Origin of the sequence: Paenibacillus sp. GP183, assembly GCF_900104695.1 — a bacterium.
GTDB lineage: Bacteria > Bacillota > Bacilli > Paenibacillales > NBRC-103111 > Paenibacillus_AI.
Genome location: NZ_FNSW01000001.1, coordinates 2,369,020 through 2,388,692 on the forward strand (window position 1 = coordinate 2,369,020; position 19,673 = coordinate 2,388,692).

General features: G+C 47.6%; 16 protein-coding genes and 1 pseudogene. 10 read left to right on the plus strand and 7 right to left on the minus strand.

Going from position 1 to position 19,673, the window contains the following annotated elements; translation table 11 throughout:
- Positions 1 to 31: 31 nt before the first annotated feature.
- The 7 genes from yhbH to BLV33_RS11815 all read left to right on the plus strand — a co-directional run bounded on the left by yhbH (position 32) and on the right by BLV33_RS11815 (position 7,667).
- The gene (gene yhbH, locus BLV33_RS11785) at positions 32 to 1,189 is read left to right on the plus strand and encodes a sporulation protein YhbH (protein ID WP_090791311.1); all 1,158 of its coding nucleotides are present in this window, start codon (positions 32 to 34) and stop codon (positions 1,187 to 1,189) included.
- A complete protein-coding gene (locus BLV33_RS11790) occupies positions 1,186 to 2,616 on the plus strand; it encodes a SpoVR family protein (RefSeq protein WP_090791313.1) in 1,431 nt (476 codons plus the stop codon). The genes yhbH and BLV33_RS11790 overlap by 4 nt, the downstream gene beginning before the upstream one ends.
- A gap of 174 nt (positions 2,617 to 2,790) precedes the next feature.
- Positions 2,791 to 3,696 carry an oxygen-dependent tRNA uridine(34) hydroxylase TrhO gene (locus BLV33_RS11795; RefSeq protein ID WP_090791315.1) on the plus strand — a complete coding sequence of 302 codons (906 nt, stop codon included), beginning with the start codon at positions 2,791 to 2,793 and terminating at the stop codon, positions 3,694 to 3,696.
- A 291-nt stretch (positions 3,697 to 3,987) separates the two neighbouring features.
- The gene (locus BLV33_RS11800) at positions 3,988 to 5,430 is read left to right on the plus strand and encodes a circularly permuted type 2 ATP-grasp protein (RefSeq protein WP_090798884.1); all 1,443 of its coding nucleotides are present in this window, start codon (positions 3,988 to 3,990) and stop codon (positions 5,428 to 5,430) included.
- Positions 5,424 to 6,383 (plus strand): alpha-E domain-containing protein, encoded by a 960-nt coding sequence (locus BLV33_RS11805; protein WP_253187047.1) that lies wholly within the window; start codon positions 5,424 to 5,426, stop codon positions 6,381 to 6,383. Before BLV33_RS11800 ends, BLV33_RS11805 begins: the two co-directional genes overlap by 7 nt.
- On the plus strand, positions 6,380 to 7,249 hold the full coding sequence (locus BLV33_RS11810; RefSeq protein WP_090791317.1) for a transglutaminase family protein: 870 nt from the start codon (positions 6,380 to 6,382) through the stop codon (positions 7,247 to 7,249). The genes BLV33_RS11805 and BLV33_RS11810 overlap by 4 nt, the downstream gene beginning before the upstream one ends.
- Before the next feature lie 139 nt (positions 7,250 to 7,388).
- Complete coding sequence (locus BLV33_RS11815) at positions 7,389 to 7,667, plus strand: AbrB/MazE/SpoVT family DNA-binding domain-containing protein (RefSeq protein ID WP_090791319.1); 279 nt, start codon at positions 7,389 to 7,391, stop codon at positions 7,665 to 7,667.
- Between the two features lie 59 nt (positions 7,668 to 7,726).
- Here the strand turns inward: BLV33_RS11815 and BLV33_RS11820 are convergent, their stop codons facing one another.
- Positions 7,727 to 9,646: a DUF2334 domain-containing protein gene (locus BLV33_RS11820; protein ID WP_090791322.1), complete on the minus strand. Its 1,920-nt coding sequence runs from the start codon at positions 9,644 to 9,646 to the stop codon at positions 7,727 to 7,729.
- A 193-nt stretch (positions 9,647 to 9,839) separates the two neighbouring features.
- Between BLV33_RS11820 and BLV33_RS11825 the strand changes: the two genes are divergently transcribed.
- A complete protein-coding gene (locus BLV33_RS11825; protein ID WP_090791324.1) occupies positions 9,840 to 10,058 on the plus strand; it encodes a hypothetical protein in 219 nt (72 codons plus the stop codon).
- Here BLV33_RS11825 and BLV33_RS11830 read toward each other — a convergent pair.
- The 4 genes from BLV33_RS11830 to BLV33_RS11845 form a co-directional block, all read right to left on the minus strand.
- Positions 10,055 to 10,318 (minus strand): hypothetical protein, encoded by a 264-nt coding sequence (locus BLV33_RS11830; protein WP_090791327.1) that lies wholly within the window; start codon positions 10,316 to 10,318, stop codon positions 10,055 to 10,057. The two genes, BLV33_RS11825 and BLV33_RS11830, sit on opposite strands and share 4 nt — an antisense overlap.
- 29 nt (positions 10,319 to 10,347) lie before the next feature.
- Positions 10,348 to 11,199: a TolB family protein gene (locus BLV33_RS11835; RefSeq protein WP_253187048.1), complete on the minus strand. Its 852-nt coding sequence runs from the start codon at positions 11,197 to 11,199 to the stop codon at positions 10,348 to 10,350.
- A 148-nt stretch (positions 11,200 to 11,347) separates the two neighbouring features.
- A complete protein-coding gene (locus BLV33_RS11840) occupies positions 11,348 to 13,243 on the minus strand; it encodes a PrkA family serine protein kinase (RefSeq protein WP_090791331.1) in 1,896 nt (631 codons plus the stop codon).
- 555 nt (positions 13,244 to 13,798) lie between these two features.
- Positions 13,799 to 15,112 (minus strand): sn-glycerol-1-phosphate dehydrogenase, encoded by a 1,314-nt coding sequence (locus BLV33_RS11845; RefSeq protein ID WP_090791334.1) that lies wholly within the window; start codon positions 15,110 to 15,112, stop codon positions 13,799 to 13,801.
- A 264-nt stretch (positions 15,113 to 15,376) separates the two neighbouring features.
- Between BLV33_RS11845 and BLV33_RS11850 the strand changes: the two genes are divergently transcribed.
- A complete protein-coding gene (locus BLV33_RS11850; protein WP_090791337.1) occupies positions 15,377 to 16,108 on the plus strand; it encodes a DUF2161 family putative PD-(D/E)XK-type phosphodiesterase in 732 nt (243 codons plus the stop codon).
- Between the two features lie 13 nt (positions 16,109 to 16,121).
- Positions 16,122 to 16,779: pseudogene (locus BLV33_RS11855) on the plus strand (sulfite oxidase-like oxidoreductase).
- A 31-nt stretch (positions 16,780 to 16,810) separates the two neighbouring features.
- Here BLV33_RS11855 and BLV33_RS11860 read toward each other — a convergent pair.
- Together BLV33_RS11860 and BLV33_RS11865 are read right to left on the minus strand one after the other, a co-directional pair.
- Positions 16,811 to 17,839, minus strand: a complete 1,029-nt coding sequence (locus tag BLV33_RS11860) for an NAD(P)/FAD-dependent oxidoreductase (protein ID WP_090791339.1) — start codon at positions 17,837 to 17,839, stop codon at positions 16,811 to 16,813.
- A 433-nt stretch (positions 17,840 to 18,272) separates the two neighbouring features.
- Positions 18,273 to 19,514 carry an MFS transporter gene (locus BLV33_RS11865; RefSeq protein WP_090791341.1) on the minus strand — a complete coding sequence of 414 codons (1,242 nt, stop codon included), beginning with the start codon at positions 19,512 to 19,514 and terminating at the stop codon, positions 18,273 to 18,275.
- Positions 19,515 to 19,673 lie beyond the last annotated feature (159 nt).

Genomic DNA, 19,673 nt, shown 5'->3' on the forward strand with positions numbered 1-19,673 from the left:
AAGCACTTGAAAGCATAGAGGAGGCGTCTGCATGAGTGAACCGCTTTTTACTGTATCCCGCGAAGATTGGTCCCTGCACCGCAAAGGCTATCAAGACCAGAACCGTCACCAGCAAAAAGTACGCGATGCTATTAAACAAAATCTGCCTGATCTCGTCACAGATGAAAGCATCGTGCTCTCGAATGGCAAGCAGATCGTCAAGGTGCCCATTCGTAGTCTGGATGAATATCGCTTCAGATATAATTTTAATAAAGGCAAGCATGTAGGGCAGGGAGATGGAGACAGTGAGGTCGGGGATGTTCTTGGGGTAGACCCCGGTCCAGCTACTGGACCCGGTAAAGGTGAAGGCGCTGGGGATCAAGCCGGCGAGGATTATTATGAAGCCGAGGTCAGTATGGATGAGCTTCAGGAGATGCTGTTTGCCGAGCTGGAGCTGCCGAATTTGCAGCAGAAAGAGAAGCAGCATTTAACCGCGAAGGAAGTCGTTTTTAACGATATCCGCAAAAAAGGGATCATGTCCAATATCGACAAAAAGCGCACCATTATGGAAAACCTGCGCCGCAACTCCACTACTGGCTCGCCCGGGATTCATCATATCAACCCTGACGACTTGCGTTTTAAAACATGGGATGAAATCATCAAGCCTCACTCCAATGCGCTTATCATTGCAATGATGGATACTTCCGGCTCCATGGGTTCATTTGAAAAATATATCGCACGCAGCTTCTTCTTCTGGATGACCCGCTTCCTGCGCAGCAAGTATGAAAATGTGGAAATTGTGTTTATCGCCCATCATACGGAGGCTAAAGAAGTTTCGGAGGAGGAATTCTTCACCAAGGGGGAAAGCGGCGGGACGATTTGCTCTTCCGCCTATCAAGCTGCGCTGGAGCTTATTGATCAACGTTACCCGCCGGCTCATTATAATATTTATCCGTTCCACTTTTCGGACGGCGACAACCTGACCTCGGACAATGAACGCTGCGTGAGGCTGATCGCCCAGCTTATTGAGCGCTGCAACATGTTCGGCTATGGGGAGGTCAATCAATATAATCGAAGCAGCACATTGATGTCGGCCTTTCGCGGGATCGATGATCCCAAATTTGTGCACTATGTAATCCGTGAAAAAGGCGAGGTCTACAAGGCACTCAAACACTTCTTTATCCAACCGGAAGAGAGGCTGGCGCGATGAACTCATCCAATTATCAAGAGCTCGAGTATGCCATAGCGGAAATCACGGAAATCGCCGAGGGCTTCGGCCTTGATTTTTATCCGATGCGCTATGAAATCTGTCCTGCCGATATCATCTATACATTCGGTGCTTACGGAATGCCTACCCGCTACAGCCACTGGAGCTTTGGCAAAAATTTTCACCGCATGAAGACTCAGTACGATCTGGGACTGAGCAAAATTTATGAGCTGGTAATCAATTCCGATCCCTGCTATGCATTCTTGCTCGAAGGCAATTCGCTGATTCAAAATAAATTGATTGTTGCCCATGTGCTCGCGCATTGTGACTTTTTCAAAAATAATGCACGCTTTTCGAAAACAAACCGCAACATGGTAGAGAGCATGTCCGCCTCCGCCGAACGAATTCGCCAATATGAATTGGAGCATGGTACGGAAGAAGTGGAGCAATTCATCGATGCCGTTCTAGCCATACAGGAGCATGTTGATCCTACCCTGCATATGCCCTATCGACAGAAGGAAGCGAGGCACGACAAAAGAAAGTCAGCGTCGGCCCTTCTCCCGAACGAGCCTAAGTTCGGCTATGAGGATCTATGGGACCTGGATAACGAGCGAGTTCAGCCGTCACCCTCGAAGGAAGAGTCCAACCGATTCCCCATTCACCCGGAAAAGGATTTGCTGCTCTTTATCGAGGAGCATGCGCCTTACATGGAAGAGTGGCAGCGCGATATTCTCACCATGCTGCGTGACGAGATGCTCTACTTTTGGCCGCAGCTGGAGACGAAAATCATGAACGAAGGCTGGGCTTCCTACTGGCATCAGCATATTCTGCGCGAGCTGGATCTCTCCGAAGAAGAGACGATTGAATTCTCGATGCTGAACTCTTCCGTAGTGCAGCCTTCCCGCCACACATTGAATCCGTACTATCTGGGCCTCAAGATCTTCGAGGACATCGAAAAACGGTGGGATGCTCCCACAGAGGAAGAGATCAGACGCGGTCAAAGGCAAGCAGGCGATGGCCGTAAAAAGATCTTTGAAGTCCGCGAATACGAATCAGATACCTCGTTTATCCGCAATTATATGACGAGTGAGCTTGTTGAGGATTTGGATTTATACATTTTTGAGAAAAAAGGACCGGAGTGGAAAATAACAGATAAAACCTGGGAGACGATCCGAGATCAATTGGTCTATTCACGAACTAACGGAGGCTTTCCGTATATTGTCGTAGAGGATGGAGACTATCAGCGGAGCGGTGAGTTGTATTTGAAGCATATGTTTGAGCAAGTGGAACTGGACCTCAAGTATATTGAGAAGACTCTCCCCTACATCTACCGACTGTGGGGTAAACCCGTTTACCTGGAGACGCTGGTCGAAGATAAACCGGTTTTGTTCAACTATGATGGGAAGAAGAATAATCGTAAGTTTTTATAGGAATCTGAAAATTATAATTTACAGTTGAGCATTGGGCTGCCACACGGCAGCTTTTTTGTCATTCTGAATTTACCAAATCAATAATTGCAAACCCCGTTTGAAAAATCGCGCTGTTTATGTCACTATAGATTTATGCTGTAACAGCATGAATTTCATTTGTATAGGTGGGTAACCATGACAACGGGAGAAGCTCCATACCGCATTCTTTTATATTATAAATTTGTTAAAATCGCTGATCACGAAGCTTTGGCGCGAGAGCATTTGAGCTATTGCAAAAAGCTCGGCGTCAAAGGACGCATTCTCGTCGCTCCTGAAGGAATTAACGGTACGCTGTCCGGTACTGTGGAACAAACTGATGCTTATATGCGCATGATGCGCCAGATTCCTTTGTTCCAAGACCTTGTGGTGAAAATCGACGAAAGCGACAGTCACGCTTTCCATAAAATATTCGTGCGTCCCAAGAAGGAGCTCGTCACCTTCCGTTTGGAAGAGGACGTCGATCCGAATGAACTGACCGGCAAGCATTTGAAGCCGAAGGAGTTTTATGAGAAGCTCCAACAAGGCGATGTGATCGTATTGGATGGACGGAATTACTACGAATATGACATCGGTCATTTTCGCGGAGCCATCCGTCCCGAGGTCGAGTCGAGCCGAGACTTTCCGGAATGGATTCGCCAGAATCTCAGCGAATTCAAGGATCGACCGATCCTGACCTACTGCACTGGTGGCATTCGCTGCGAGAAGCTATCCGGTTTTCTGCTTAAGGAAGGCTTCAAGGATGTGTCGCAGCTCGATGGCGGGATAGTCACCTACGGCAAAGACCCCGAGGTGAAGGGTCGGTTGTTCGATGGCAAGTGCTACGTGTTCGACGAACGCATTTCCGTACCGATCAACAGCACCGACGAGGATATTATCGTGGGCCGCTGCCATCATTGCGGCAAAGAAGAGGATCGCTACATCAACTGTGCCAATGACGACTGCCACAAGAAGCACGTTTGCTGTGTGGAATGCGAAGAAGAACACAACAGCTTCTGCTCGCTGGAGTGTGAAGAAAAAACATTAAGCAGCTTGGAAGCTTAATTTCAAGAAGAAGCGGCCTCTCCTAACGAGAGAGCCGCTTTTTATTGTGTTAGGTATATTGACATGTATTTCTTCGGGGTCTACAATTGATTTAAATACTCTGAATTTTCAATTTCTTAATGTTAGATTTAATTACATCAATAAGCTGCATTTACTACTTTCGACCTAGAAGGAGGTCTGCGGCCCATGATGCCCAAAGGGAGACCCATAGATCGCCCAGTTGTTCCTGAAGACCTTCAGCTTGTGAATAGCTTGGCTGCTTCAGATCATCTTGATTCAGAACACCTTGCAATGCCTTATGACCCTCAGCCTTTTTATGATGAAATGTTTGCTGATGGGAACGCTGTACGTCCGCATTATAGCAGGGTTTTTGACCAATTTATGGCGATGAGTGAGGGTAAGCTAAGCAAACGTCAGTCGGCAACGATGAAGAGGATGATGGAAGAAGGCATTACTTTTACGTTGTATAACCCGGATCAGTTGGAGCCGTTGGAGCGGACGCTGCCTTTTGACCCTATTCCCAGGATTATTCCCAAGGAAGAATGGAATCAGCTTGAGCGCGGGTTGTGCCAACGCGTTAAAGCCTTGAATATGTTCATTAAAGATATTTATCATGACCAGCTTATTTTGAAGGAAGGTATCATTCCTCGCAAAATGGTGCTGTCCAACCGGTATTTTCGGCCGGAGATGATGCGACTTTCTGTACCTAATGATGTTTATGTCATGGTGTCGGGGATTGATTTGATTCGCGATGAAAAGGGCCAATATTTCGTGCTCGAGGATAATCTGCGCTCCCCTTCCGGTTTCTCCTATTTATACAAAAGCCGCTCCATTATGACTCATTTGTTTCCTGAGCTTGTGTTCAGCCACTCCATTCAGGATATTGAACAAAGCTTGAATGGTTTTCTCTCGACCCTGCGCCGCCTCAATCCATCGGGCAAAACCGATCCTGTCATTGGGCTGCTTACCCCCGGATCCTTCAATTCCGCTTATTTTGAGCATACTTATCTGGCCCAGCAAATGGGCATCGAGCTTGTAGAAGGCACAGACCTTGTTGTCATCGACCATAAGGTGTATATCCGCGGCATAAATGGGCTGCGCCAGATCGATGTAATATATCGCAGAATTGATGATGATTTCCTCGATCCTCTGGCATTTAACCCATCCTCGATTCTGGGTGTTGCAGGGATTACGAACGCATATCGCGCGGGCAATGTCAACATAACCAATGCTCCAGGCACAGGAATTGCCGACGATAAAGCGATTTATGCATTCGTACCGGATATGATCCGTTTTTACCTCAATGAAGAGCCACTGCTGAATAACGTACCGACCTATGTCCTGTCAAGACCGGAGGAAAGAGAGTACGTGCTCGCTCATTTAGCTGAAATGGTTGTAAAAGAAACTTCCCTCTCCGGAGGCTATGGCATGTTGATTGGACCGTCGGCAACGGATGAAGAGATCGCCCTCTTTGCGCAAAAAATCATGGCTGAACCAGATCGCTACATCGCCCAACCCACTATCCAGCTGTCACGCGCTCCGGTCATGATGAATGGTCAGATGGTACCGCGGCATATAGATCTAAGAGCTTTCGTCATTACGGGTGAGCAGACCAAGGTCATCCCCGGCGGATTGACCCGGGTCGCGCTGAAGGAAGGCTCGCTGGTTGTAAATTCCTCGCAGGGCGGTGGCTGCAAGGATACATGGGTGTTGGGAGGTAAGGAGAAATGGTGATGATGGGGCGCACAGCGGAAGCATTATTCTGGATCGGCAGGTACACGGAGCGAGCGGAAAATCACGCTAGATTGATCGATGTGTATTATCATATCAGGGATGATGATGAGAACAGCGAGGGACAGACGTGGACTAGGTTGATCGATACGATCGGCAATCGGGAAGCTTTTCAGCAGCAATATTCCGGGATTTCTGAGCAAAGCGCACTGCAATACACCACGCTCGACTATCACAACACCAATTCCCTGCTCTCCTGCATCAACCATGCACGTGCCAATCTTCGTACCATTCGTGAAAAATTGCCCAGCGAGCTTTGGGATATTTTGAACAGCTTATACCTCTGGCTTAAGGATAAAGAGGTTTCCGACATTACCGGAGATTCTCCGCATTTATTTTACCGCCAAATCAGGGATACGCTGTCCATGTTTCAAGGGGCTTCACTTTCAGTCATGACACGGGAAAATGAATGGTATTTCGTCGAGTCCGGCCGTTATCTGGAGCGAGCGGAAAATATTCTGCGGCTGCTTAAATCACTTGGTTATGCTCACGCCCAAGATGAATTGATTTCCTATCCGCTGATGCTGTCCGTACTTAAATCTGTGAGCGGCTTTGAAGCCTTCCGCCGGAGATACGCAGATACAATCACTGTGGAAAATATAGTCGAGCTGCTGATGCTTAATGATGTATTTCCCCGATCGGTTCATTATTGCCTAAGCCAATTGGAGATTTCGCTTCGTTCTATTGAAGAAGAGGACCCTGCACTAAGTGGATCACTGGAAAAGCTGGCAAGGTTGGTGAGAAAAGTGAAAGCCAACCTGGCGTGCATGGATGAGGAAGATCTGCAATCCGGCAAGCTGGACAGCACCCTGAGCTCCCTGCTCGAATCATGCGATATGATGGGCGGGCGCTTATCGAAAATCTTTTTTCCCCCTCGTAAGGAGGTCACGGCATGAAGCTCGAGATCAGCCACATCACTCGATATACGTACCTGGATCCGGTTCAGGGCAGTGTCAATGAAATTCGCTTGACCCCCAGATCCAATTACCGGCAATCCTGTTATCACCATCAGATCGTTACGGAGCCCCCCTCCAATATGTTCACCTATGAGGATTTTTTTCACAATCGGGTGCATTCATTCACAGTCGATAAACCGCATCGGGAATTGTTGATCAAGATGATTTCAACTGTAGTTACCCATGCAAATGACAACACCCAGCAAACCACGATGAGCCCGGAAGAAGAACGCCAAATTATGCAACAGGATACATTCCAAAATAAATTTATCGAATACTTGCTGCCTACCAGCTATACGGAGTTTACTCCGGAGATTAAGGCCTATTCAAACCGCATCCCCGATACGGGTATCAGCATTTCCGACCTGATTGAGTCTATCTATACGACCATCAATCTTGATTTTGTCTATGATCCCTATGCAACAAGCGTTCAAACGACCGTCGGGGAAATGCTTAAGATTAAACGCGGGGTATGTCAGGACTACACACATTTTATGATCGCCATTTGCCGTGAAAAAGGCATCCCAGCCCGCTATGTCAGCGGTTATCACTTTGTCGGGGATCTGCAGGGCGGTAATGCCGACTTCACTCAAGCTTCCCATGCCTGGGTGGAATGCTATATCCCGGGGACAAGCTGCTGGTTCGGTTATGATCCAACCAACAACTGTCCTCTGGACTGGCGCTATATCAAACTCGGCCATGGCCGCGATTACAATGACATTGTGCCTGTAAAAGGGGTCTACCGCGGCAGTTCCTTTCAAAATTTGGAGGTCACCGTAGACGTCCGGCTTGTGGAAGGGGCGTAAGTATTAAAGCTTTGACTCAAGTTTCAAAATTGTTACCTTCCCTATCATGTAAATAAAAGGTTTTGACGCTTAAATGTGGAATAAGTAGGTAAAGTCAAGGATCGCGGGTTGGATCCGCCATTTAAGCGAGGTGATGAAGATGAAAGCTACGGGAATCGTAAGAAAAATCGATGAGCTGGGCCGCATTGTTCTCCCCATCGAGCTTCGCCGCACCCTTCGAATTGATATCGGAGATGCTGTGGAAATTTATGTCGATCCGGATAGAATCATGCTCAAAAAGTATACACCAGCTTGCTTATTCTGCGGAAACTTTGAGAACATGACGTATTTTAAGGGAAAGATGATCTGTGAAGTCTGCTTCCACGAGATGACCAATGGCATCGAGACACCACCGTTAAAAAGTACAGGGCAAGCCTAATAAGATGCGACCAAAAAGCCACTGCTTCTACATCTCGTAGAACCAATGGCTTTTTTTTATTATTTCTTCATCTCATAAGAGAGCGCGGTATCCAATATACCGTCCGTGGGGCTATACAAGAAGAGATCGCTTTTGCCATTCCCATCAAGATCTGCTATCCGCAGCTGTTGCCCTGCCTGCCCCCACGGGCCAAAACGGGAGAGAATGCGATACTCGTTCCCATCTGTTCGCAAATACACCGTATATGTATACCGATCCCGGTCAAAGCGAAGCACATCCTGCTTGCCATCTCCGTTAAAATCACCCAGCATCAATCTTCCGCTCTGAGCAGGAACTGCAAACTGTACGCCAACCGATTTCCACTTCAGCTTGGCAGCATCAACCTCATATTTGAAACCGCTGCTTGTGCCTGATTTTGAATAAAATAAGCTTTGAACCCCATCTTCTTCAATTACCTGTAACAGCTTGGGGCCAGGCACACTAAACAGATAAGGTTCAAGCGGCTTTGTGCTGCTGCCTTGCAAATATACACCGACGAGACGGGCTTTGTCAGCACTCATACCCACGACAGCCCAAGCAGCATTCGGCCGGTGAAGCACAAACAGATTTTGCAGTTCTCCTTGAGGAAATGTTCTTGACTGATTGAGCTTAAATGTGCTTCCCGTAGAAAGGAACGTCTCCAGCTTTCCGCTGGGGTGGACGATCCATAAATCCTTTTTGCCGTCTCCATTGGCATCAGCTAATGCGTAAGCCGCCCCTTTGGCGTAGGGGATATTCGCCCATAGCCGCTCATCGTTTTGCTGCTTATTCCGAATACCGCCAAAACTGCCTGGGGTTACCGTTATTTCTCCGCTGCTCAGATCCCAGGAAACCGCATCCGCCTGACCGTCGCCGGTTACATCGCCCAGTTGTAGATTTACCTTCTTCTTGGACAGCTGCAAGCTTTCACTCGGTGTAAAGGGAACGCAATCATGGAGCGAATAAAACTCATAATGCTGGTCACGAACTCCTGCAATAATTTTCTGCAAATGGGTTACAGCCTCTTGGGGATAAGTGTAAACCGGGATTCCATCCCGAATCAAAGGCTTTCCTTCTGCATCCGCAGCCGCAGTCAGATATTTGAATTCCAAAAAAGGATGATAGAAAAAAGAAGCGATTTGATTGGTTTTACCCAGCTTATCCAAAATGACATGCTCATCCTTGCTAAAAGGGACATAGCCAAAAGGAGTCGGGATGTACACAGCCCCCAGCGAGGAGGCGCCGCTCATCACATTGCGCTTGTTGATCATTTTGACATTATCCGTCACCTTGGAACCATGCACATCCGGGTGATAATTCAGACCAAAATAGCCGCGAAAGAGCAGATCCTGCTGCAGTGTCGAATGATAGTGCGGAGCTTCCCAGAACTTGGGAGCAAATCCGGCCTTATTCATGATCTGAATGCCTTCATTCATCCGCGTTTTGGCAAAAGGTATCGTCTTGCTGTCATCCGCTCCATGCACATTAAATTCACTGCCAATAGCCGTTTCATGACCGCCGTCTTTCCGCAGATCTGTCCCGTATTGATGTGTATAGCCATGCATGCCGATTACCGCTCCACCTTGCTCCGCTTCGTGCAGGACCTTTCTGAATGCCGCTATATATTCGCTGTCGGAGTTATCCAATACTTGATCGTACGTGCTTCCGTCTGTGTAAAAATTCAGCCAACGCGGGATGACCGCCAATTGAACCGGCACTTTTTGATCACGAAGATAATTCAATACCGCTCTAAGCCGGCCAAGCTTCTCTATCGTATCAAACTGGCCGCCAGGCCCAATGTCCTCCAGACGAAGCAGCACAAACTTGGGATTCTCATCTTCGCTGGATACAGATTGAGCCTCTCCCATGAACAGCGAGCCGATCAGCAGCATCGCGACCGTCAGTATAATAAATCTATGTATAATAAATCTATGTAAATGGACACCGAATCCCTTTTTCAATAGAGAGTAAACCTTCTTTTGGGGAGTATTTTTCTTTCATACGTAAAGTATACCATGATTATGAGAACTCAAGCGGACTAAAATTAATACTTTTCGACAACATGTATCGACTGTCTTTTTAATTAGAGCATGTTACCCTGTACAAGGTCTATTCTTACCTACATAATTATATTCATAAGGAGAGATGTAAAGTATGACTTTACAAACGAACATCATGTTCGAGAAGCAACCTGTTCCCGTAAACCTCATTGGAACCGATCAAAAGCTGCTGCCTTCTTTAATTGTCGCTCTGAAAAACAACAAAATTACTTTACAGGTTCTCGAATCCTCCTTGGAACGCATTGACCTCTTTAGCGCTGAGGCCATGATATATTCGTCCGATGGCAATAAAGCCAGAATCCCTATTTTTTAAAGGTAAGATAACAAAATGGAGACAGCCATCCCAACGAGCGAGAGCCACATTAATTTAGAACGAAAGAATCGCCGCAAACTCCGATCTTGTCTATCCATCGCGATTTGCTTGCGATTTTTATCCTTTACTTGTGCTCCTGGATCTTCATCTACTTGACTCCGAAAGCTGGCAAATTGAAAACCAATACCGCTCACTACCGCGGAAATCATTAATAGAATAAGAGATCCCATAAAAAGCTTATCAGCAATTGAGTGTAACACTTGCCGCCTACCTCCCAGTTGTATTCATTCTAAGCTTTCAGTTGGTAGCTTACAAAGGCCAGCTTTCCGCTATCGGGTGACCAAGAATTTACGTTGATGGTGCCTTGACCGCCAAACAACTTCAATAGTGTACGTGTCTCTCCACCCCTGCTAGACATTAGACGAATTTCGACATTTTTATTCGCAGGATGTTGGTTAGGTTCTACATCTCCTTTACGGTATGCGAGAAAGGCTACGGATTTGCCATCGGGAGATACATGTGGAAACCAATTATTACTTTCATCGAAAGTCATCTGTGTCTGCTCGCTGCCGTCTACATTCATACGCCATACTTGCATAAGACCCGTTCGCACCGAATTGAACCAAATGTGCTTTCCATCCGGCGAGTATTCAGGACCGTCATCAAGACCTGGGATATCAGTCAACTGCGTTTCAACACCGCCTGACAGCGGAATGGTGTAGATGTCATATTGACCGTTTCTCTCAGCACAATAGGCCAACTGACTTCCGTCCGGTGACCATCCATGCAAATAGCTGGGGGCCATAGGTGTGATCAAGGTCGGATTCCCCCCATGAAGCGGAAAAACATAGATGCGGGACAATCCATCCTCGTGAGTGTGATGGCTTATCGCAATATGTGAATTGTCAGGAGACAGCACATGGTCATTGTTGCAATGCGTTGCAAATCCTGAATCGATGACCGTACTTTTTCGATTAGCCATATCGAAGGAATAAATGCGACCCAGACTATTATAAATAAGCTTCTTACCGTCCCTTGTCCAATTCGGCGCCTCAACGAGGTAATCAAATTTGGCCAGAATCGTGCGTTCGCCGGTCGTTACATCCACTGTTTCAAGCGTGCTGATTATGTTGCTATTCATCGTCATTTCTCCTTCAATAAACTTCCTCAACTACTTGTCCATATTATACGATATTCCTGCAGTTCACGCATAAAAAAGCTCGCACTTCAGAAAAAAAATGACAACCGAACTGTTACAGTTCAAATGCCATTTTCAAAAACTTATAAAATTACCGGTTGAGCAAGCTCCCTACATAACGAAGCAGTTCATTCGCGCATACCGGGCAATAGTCGTGCTCATCGATCAAACGTTTGGTGACATCGTTAATTCTTTTTAGCTGCCGCTCATCCGGCGTTTTGGTCGATGTGGTAATTTTAACGATATCCTTCAAGTCCGTGAACAGCTTCTTTTCTATGGCTTCTCTGAGACGGTCGTGGCTGCTGTAGTCAAATCTTTTTCCCTTTCGAGAGTAGGAGGAGATACGGATGAGTATTTCTTCACGGAAGGCTTTTTTGGCATTTTCGGATACACCGATTTGCTCTTCAATGGATCGCATCAAGCGTTCATCCGGATCCATTTCTTCACCAGTCAGAGGGTCCTTGATTTTACCCCAATTGCAAAAAGCTTCAATGTTGTCCAGGTAGTTGTCGAACAGTGTTCTTGCGGACTCCTCGAAGGAGTAGACGAAGGCCTTTTGAATTTCTTTTTTGGCGATTTCATCATATTCCTTGCGGGCCACAGAAATAAAATTCAAATAACGCTCCCGCTCCTCCTTGGTGATCGAAGGATGCTGATCCAGGCCATCCTTGAGAGCCCGCAAAATATCCAAGGCATTCATGCACTGCAGATCCTGCCTTATCAAGGCGCTGGAAATCCGATTAATGATATAGCGCGGATCAATGCCGCTCATGCCTTCCTCGGTGAATTCGTTCTGCATCTCCTTGATATCGGCGTCCTTGAAGCCCTCTACCGTCTCGCCGTCGTACATCCGCATCTTTTTCAGCAAATCCACGCCCTGCTTCTTTGTTTCCTTAAGCCTTGTGAGGATGGAAAAAATCGCTGCCGCCCTAAGGGAATGCGGAGCAATATGGATGTGCGACATGTCGCTTTGCCCGATGAGCTTGAAATAGATTTTCTCTTCATCGGACACCTTCAGATTATAAGGAATCGGCATTACAATCATCCGCGACTGAAGCGCCTCATTTTTCTTATTGGCTATAAAGCTCTTGTACTCAGTTTCATTGGTGTGGGCAATGATTAATTCATCGGCGCTGATGAGTGCGAAACGACCTGCTTTAAAATTGCCCTCTTGAGTTAAAGAGAGCAGGTTCCAGAGAAACTTTTCATCACATTTGAGCATTTCTTGAAACTCCATGATGCCCCGGTTGGCTTTATTAAGCTCACCGTCAAACCGATACGCGCGAGGATCTGACTCCGACCCAAATTCGGTAATCGTGGAAAAATCAATGCTTCCCGTCAAATCGGCAATATCCTGAGATTTCGGGTCGGACGGACTAAAGGTTCCAATCCCAATCCGGTCATCCTCGGAAATGAGCACGCGTTCCACCATAACATTCTCGATGTTTCCCTCATATTCCGTCCTGAGTCGCATTTGGCAGGAAGGACATAGATTACCTTCAATCCGCACACCCAAGGTTTGCTCCACCTCGGGCCTAAGCTCCAGCGGGATCAAATGAAGCGGTTCTTCATGCATCGGGCATCCTTTTATTCCGTACAAGGCGCCTTCTTTGGTCCAGGTAAAGCGTTCCAGACCTCTTTTCAACAAGGTCACTATCGTCGATTTCCCTCCGCTGACAGGTCCCATCAGAAGCAATATCCTTTTCCTGACATCCAGCCTTCGCGCTGCGGAATGAAAGTACTCCTCTACCAGTTTTTCTATAGCTCGGTCCAATCCAAATATATCCTGCTCGAAAAATTTATACTGGTGCTGGTTTCCTTTCTCCCCAACTCCGTACGATTTTATCATTTCATACACACGTGCATGAGCTGTCATGGCAGGCAGCGGGTTATTCCCCAGCAGTTGAATGTACTCCTTGAAGGTACCCGTCCAAGCCAGCTTGTCGCTTTCCGCCCTATATTCCGAAATTCGTTTGAAAATGTCCATGCCATGCCTCCTTCCATGTCCCCCCCGTTGCAGACAAAGCGCGTCCTCATTGACACGCCTCGCGGCGTAATCAACTTTTATGGAGTAATACATACCTATGCGTGTTCATAGGGGAAGTTGCCTCTAATTTTAATATGTCATATTGTAAAAATATCGATTTACAGTCATTGGAAAAAGGAAAAAGACTTGACTGGAGGCCAAGTCTTTCGATAAGCTGCAGAAAATGTCTTATCGGCTGATTCCAAGGATCATAGGGAGAGTAAGTCAAATATAGGATTGCATGACTTTAAGACGTTAAATCCGTCTTATGAATTAATCCATGGGAGAGTGAGTTTAAGATGATGTATAACACATCTTATCTGCGGCTTCCAAAAGGAGTGAGATAAGTAAAATCCATCATAATCGGGAGAATTCGGTAGCATCAGCTCGAAATCGGTCGATTAAGCTGCAAAAAACGACTTAATAATAAGCATCCTTGCTGTGTTCCCACTATAATACGTAAAATCCGTCTAAATGCTGTCAGCCGAGGCCAGAGCTGACCCGCTGATCAAACGGCTAGTGCAGCCAGCGCTTCAATCGAAGAACCGTGAACCGGTTCCTCACAAAAAGCGCATCGTCCAGCGACAGCTGCACCAGCTCTGGCTCCACACCCAGCTCCGCAGGTGTGGTCGGACCTTGAACCGCCTCCAGCCATGCAGTGAGCTGCGCTGGAGAGGGAACCGAATGGGCGATGGCTTTCACCTCGCCCCATGCCTCCACGAGATGCGCGCGGAAAGCCTGCGCATCCAAAGGGACCATCGCCGGCGCATTCTCGGCGATGACCTGCTCGGCCATGGCCCCATAGGCACGTCGGATGCGCTCCGCATCCTCCTGCCGGCTGGGGGCACTGGCCGCCCGCTGTTGGACCTCCTCCGAGGAGAGGTCCAGCAGCGTACGGTACTCGTGCGCCATCAGGACGGCGGCCACGCCGACCTTGGCGCCATGCAGCAGCGCACCGCGGCGCTGCTGGAGCAACACCATCTCCCAGTAATGGGAGAGATGGTGCTCTGCCCCTGAGGCCGGCCGGGAGTGGCCGACTATGAGCATGGAAAGGCCGGAGAGGATCAGGCCTTCCATGAGCTTGCGCATGCCGAGCTCGCTGCGTTGCGCGATCTCTTGCAGATTGGCCGTGCACAGCTCCACGGCCTCCCGGGTTAAGCGCGCGCACAGCTCGCAGTAGTGCTCGCCCAGCAGCAGGCGGCCGAGCGCCCAATCGGCAAGCGACGTATGCTTGCCGAGCATGTCGCCGAAGCCGGCCGCCGCCATCGCCTGCGGCGCCGCCGCGAGCACGCCGAGGTCGGCGAAGATCGCCTCCGGCGCGGAGGCCGGGATCGTCTGCTTGAACCCGCGGACGATGATCGGCGCGCCGACCGAGGCGAAGCCATCGACCGAGGGCGCCGTCGGCACCGACAAGAACGTCCGCCCCGTGCGGTGGCTGACGAAACGCACGATGTCGTGGACGGTACCCGCGCCCACGGCGAGCAGGGCTTGCGACGAAAGCGGTGTATCGAGCAGCACCTGCACGATTGCCTCTTCGTCGGCGGCAACCTCGCCCAGCGCGTTGTCCTTGACGACGCTGAGCGAAACCTCCAGCTGCGCGGTTTCCAGCAGTCCGCGCAGCTGGGCACCTGCCGCTTCATACGTCCTGGAGTCCGCAACCAGCGTCACGTGCCGATACCCGGCTTCCTGCAGATAGCCGGGCACAGCTTCCAGTGCGTCCCGCTCCAGGACGATTTTCTTCACCGTAACCTCATGCCGCTTGCCGCACCTGCAGGTAAAGCTGGTATTCACCCAAGGATCGAGTACGGATTGGATCTTTTGCTCAGCCATGCAGCATCCCCCCTTAAAAGCGTATTTTCGATCTTTCATCATCTGTTCTTAAACTTTTCCTCTTCGATCTTCATAACTGTTCTTCGATCATTTCTTCGATCTTCATCATCTGTTCTTCGATCCGTACTTCTATCTGTACTTTGATCTGATCTTCGATCTTTCATCATCACTTCTTTGATCTCTATTCCTTTCACTTTCTCTCTCAATTTTAGCAAAGCTTATGCTATAATGACACCTAAGAACTCCACTCAAAGGAGAAACATCATGGCCATTCGCAGTGAAACCGAGCTGTATGCTCCGGTCAAAAGCTTTTTTGAACAGAAAGGTTATGTGGTCCGCGGCGAAGTAAAGCATTGCGATCTCGTGGCAATACGTGGTGATGAACCTCCTGTGATCGTTGAACTGAAAAAAAGCTTTACAATCCCGCTGCTAGTGCAGGGTCTCGAGCGCTTAAAGCTGTGTGAGCGAGTGTATGTTGCTTTTGAGCTGCCTCATAAAGGGAAAGCCCCCCATCGTCTCGGATGGGAGGATATTCGCCGATTGGGAAGAAGACTCGGGCTTGGTATAATCACCGTGCAATTTTTTCAACGGAAACAGCCTGTTGTTGACATTGTTTGCGACCCGACGCCTTATATCCCTCGCTCTAACAAGAGGGCTGCGCTAAGCATGTTGAACGAATTCCATGAACGCAGCGGTGATTATAATATCGGCGGAAGCTCGCAGCGAAAGCTGATGACAGCCTATCGTGAAAAAGCGCTCCACTGCGTGTATCTGATCCACCAGAAGGGTCAGCTGAGTCCCAAAAGACTTCGCGAATTTACCGGCAATGCAGTGGTCAGCGGGCTATTGCAAAAAAACTATTACAACTGGTTCGTTCGCAAGAGCCGCGGCCTGTATGATATAACCCCGCAAGGTATCGCAGCATTAACGGAATTTGAGCATGTTATTTTTAATCTCCCTATCGATCAAACGCAGCCTATTGAACTGCAGAAATGAGAGATTTTTCATCATGAACAAAAAAGAAAGAATTCAAAGAATGAAGCTGCCTCCGGTTCCAGCCGAGCTTGCCCACAGGCTTCCTCCCGGACAAGTGCTGACGGATCGGTTTCCGATCCTCCATGAAAGTTCAGTTCCCGAATATGACTTGAACACCTGGAGCCTCAGCTTCTTTGGTGAACTGGATAAAGAAAATTTCATACCGCGATCTGATGGCACTTCCGCGTACCAAAGTTCAGTGTGATATTCACTGTGTAACTCGCTGGTCCAAGCTGGATACCGAGTGGGAAGGCATTCGCGTCATCGATTTGTTCCAGCATTTAAAGCTCGAACCAAAAACGAAGTATGTCATGGTTCATGCGGATCAAGATTATGAAACGAACCTGCCGCTTAAGAAGCTGCTGTCCGAGGAGGCTTTGCTTGCCTTTGCTTACAACGGTGAACCGCTTACCCCTAAACATGGTTGGCCTCTGAGGCTGCTCATCCCTTCACTTTATTTTTGGAAAAGTGCCAAGTGGATAACGGGCTTTGAATTTATGCATGAAGACCACGGCGGTTATTGGGAGAAGCTTGGTTTTCATAATGAAGCTGAACCTTTTCAAGAGCAGCGTTTTTCGGGCGAGGATTTAAACATTCCCGACGATGAATGGTACCATAAAGATTTTGACTGATTAACATGTATGACTCGGCACTAGCTATTACTCAAAACGCCGCTTGGCTCTTTACCAGTGCTTTGTGCATCCAAACGGCAGCTTGAGTGCCCTCACCCATAGCTATGGTCACCTGCTCGGCATGAACACCGACATCCCCGGCCGCCCAAACATGGCGAACATTGGTCATCTTGGTCCGGGGGTCAGCAAGCAGGTGCCGATTTTCCAAACGCTCCACCCCCAGCTGCTTCGCCAATTCAGACTTGACATGGTTCCCTCCAAAAGCAATAAAACCGCGCTCGCCGTCTAATATCTTACCATTAACCAGCTTTACCCCTTCAAATTTGCCATTTCCATCCGACAGCACCTCGGCAATTTCTTCCTGCACATGATTAATCCCTTTATGTTTCAGCTTCTCTAGTGCCTCAGCCTTCACTTGTTTTCGTTCATGATTCACATACACCATTTCGCTTGCCGAGTCTGCCAAGAGCAGCGCCATTTCAGCTCCCACATCCCCTGCACCCATAATTATTGTCGATTTATCTTTGATCTCAAACCCGTCACAATCAGGACAAACATAAACAGTCATCCCAAAGCATGGCACAAGTCCAGGCAGATTAGGAAACCGATCCAGCAAGCCAGTAGCCAACAGGAGTGTTTGCCCCCAATAACGTTCTCCGGATTTACCTACTAACTCAAACCTCCCCTGTTTCGCACCAGTTGGATAAGAGCCTATATTCGAATCGGGATCGGGATTGGCATCGGAACTGGTATTAAAATTGGCAATTGCACTTACATTTTCACCTGCATTCACAAACGAACAGTTTCTTGCCTCAACAATTTCATCCAAAACAAATTCAACACCAAATGACTCAGCTTGCTTTCTGCCCTTGGACCTCAACTCTTCTCCACTAACACCATCGGGCCATCCAAGTATATTGTGATAGCTCCTGCACAATGTTGAACGGCCATAGCCAGAGTCAATTACGATTACATGATCCCCGTATCTTCCCAGCTGTATGGCCGCTTGAAGTCCTGCTATTCCACCGCCTACAATAAGGCTGTCCCATATTTTCGCCATTTTGCCCCGCCTTTCTGCCTTAATGATAGAATTACTATCCAGCTTAAATTCTATGCGTACTCGCTGAACGGAAGCACAATCTATTCATTCCATTATTGTTTAATTACCCTCCTTACTGAACTTCGTAACTTTTACACTGACACTCCTCATTAAAGCTAAAATGACGAGATGCAGTAAGTACATCTAAAAACTCAAACTAGTCTACTTTCAGCAGCACAAACTGCAAAACCTACATCTCAAAAAGACCAATTTTACTCAAATCAGTTTAATTCCCAGAAACAGATGTATGTTCTGCATCTCAGCACTCAGTAAACCAATAAACTTAAAAAATAGATGCAGGTTTTACATCTCGCGTATGATTTCATTGTAGAATAAAAAAACCGTCCCAATGGGGACGGGAGGGACGGGTTAATGGGTTCGATTCGTTTCTCTCTTATTCACTCTCCATCAGCCAAATGATGAAAAACTGGGTCAGTGTTGCTCCGAACAAAATCCAGGGAATGGAGCTGCCATGAAAATCTCCGGAAAAAACAACCAGCACCAGGATGGAAATGACCCTTCCCGGATTGATGAACATTTCTCTAACGACGACGCCTTCCACTTTCAATTCCCCTTTTAGAGGAAGCTTGGCTATCAATCCGTAATAGTTGCTGGTCATGGAATTACCCTGCAGCGGCGCGAAGATCGAGTATAAAACCATGAACGAGATGACGGTAAACAAAGTAAGGCTGCCTAATAAAAAAGTAACTCCGATGACTAGTCCTATGCTCGAAATGAGCAAATACAATCGCACACGATCTGATCTTGCATATCTGGAAATGAACATGCCTGTGAGGATGCTCAAGCTGGAATAAATGGCTCCCAGATACCCAACGATGTCCTCCCGCGGCATCACTTGAAACAGTAAAATGTTTGGAAGAAACAGCATAATGCCCTGAAGCAAACCCAGAACAAAAAAGCCAAGTAAGGAATTACGCCATACTCTATTCTTTTTCATCAAAATTCCGGTAAATTTCAAATAGTAAGGCTTGTGTCGGCCTCCGGCTTTCTTAATTTTGAAGCTGACCAGCGTCGCCAAGAAAAACATCAGAAAAGCAATTCCAAAAACAATCGTATATCCCTGCAGGCCTTCCTGAAGCTTAATAATAAAACCTGCCAAGGCAGGACCGGCCAAGGTAGCTGCTGTAAAAAAGATCATATTATACGCTAAATAACGGATGCGGTTTTGTTCATTGGACACATCATACATTAAAGTCAAATAGCCAACCCAATAGAATGCTTGGGCAATCCCTTGAAATATGGCGAACCAAACATAATACTCTACCAAGGTTCCTTGAACAAGGATAACGATTAAATAAAAAATGGATGTAAGGCCGATGCCCAATCGGCAAGCGACCATGCGGTCCTTCTTCTTGATCAGCCAGCCCCCAACCGCAAAAGCAACCGGAACCGTGAGATAAAGAATGATATTATAAGTACCGTTAATGGTCAGACTGTGGGTTAAACGCCATAAATATAAATTTAAAAAAACACCAGACATGGAAGCTCCAAATTGAAACATGGAGTGGATGATCAAGGAGATCACAGCGTCGCGGGAGAGCTTTTTCTCCTCTGGAACTGGCTCCCGTTTAAATTGCCTCCAATTGATAAGGCTGGTTCGAGCCAAGTCCGGCATGTTGGTTCCTCCTATTAGCCATAGCTCCATTTATTGTAACAGCGATTTCACCGTCTGTTAAACGGCAAATAGCCCCAGTTTGGACGCTGAGGCTGTATAAGTGGCCGTTAGGCAGTTATTTCTTGAGGCTATCCCAAGTTTACTGGAAATCGGTCAATA

Coding starts and splice junctions, on each gene's coding strand:
- BLV33_RS11865 (WP_090791341.1), bottom strand. CDS start 19,514: ATGCCGGACTTGGCTCGAACCAGCCTTATCAATTGGAGGCAATTTAAA.
- BLV33_RS11805 (WP_253187047.1), top strand. CDS start 5,424: ATGGTGATGATGGGGCGCACAGCGGAAGCATTATTCTGGATCGGCAGG.
- BLV33_RS11790 (WP_090791313.1), top strand. CDS start 1,186: ATGAACTCATCCAATTATCAAGAGCTCGAGTATGCCATAGCGGAAATC.
- yhbH (WP_090791311.1), top strand. CDS start 32: ATGAGTGAACCGCTTTTTACTGTATCCCGCGAAGATTGGTCCCTGCAC.
- BLV33_RS11840 (WP_090791331.1), bottom strand. CDS start 13,243: ATGGACATTTTCAAACGAATTTCGGAATATAGGGCGGAAAGCGACAAG.
- BLV33_RS11825 (WP_090791324.1), top strand. CDS start 9,840: ATGACTTTACAAACGAACATCATGTTCGAGAAGCAACCTGTTCCCGTA.
- BLV33_RS11850 (WP_090791337.1), top strand. CDS start 15,377: ATGGCCATTCGCAGTGAAACCGAGCTGTATGCTCCGGTCAAAAGCTTT.
- BLV33_RS11795 (WP_090791315.1), top strand. CDS start 2,791: ATGACAACGGGAGAAGCTCCATACCGCATTCTTTTATATTATAAATTT.
- BLV33_RS11810 (WP_090791317.1), top strand. CDS start 6,380: ATGAAGCTCGAGATCAGCCACATCACTCGATATACGTACCTGGATCCG.
- BLV33_RS11800 (WP_090798884.1), top strand. CDS start 3,988: ATGCCTTATGACCCTCAGCCTTTTTATGATGAAATGTTTGCTGATGGG.
- BLV33_RS11815 (WP_090791319.1), top strand. CDS start 7,389: ATGAAAGCTACGGGAATCGTAAGAAAAATCGATGAGCTGGGCCGCATT.
- BLV33_RS11835 (WP_253187048.1), bottom strand. CDS start 11,199: ATGAATAGCAACATAATCAGCACGCTTGAAACAGTGGATGTAACGACC.
- BLV33_RS11860 (WP_090791339.1), bottom strand. CDS start 17,839: ATGGCGAAAATATGGGACAGCCTTATTGTAGGCGGTGGAATAGCAGGA.
- BLV33_RS11845 (WP_090791334.1), bottom strand. CDS start 15,112: ATGGCTGAGCAAAAGATCCAATCCGTACTCGATCCTTGGGTGAATACC.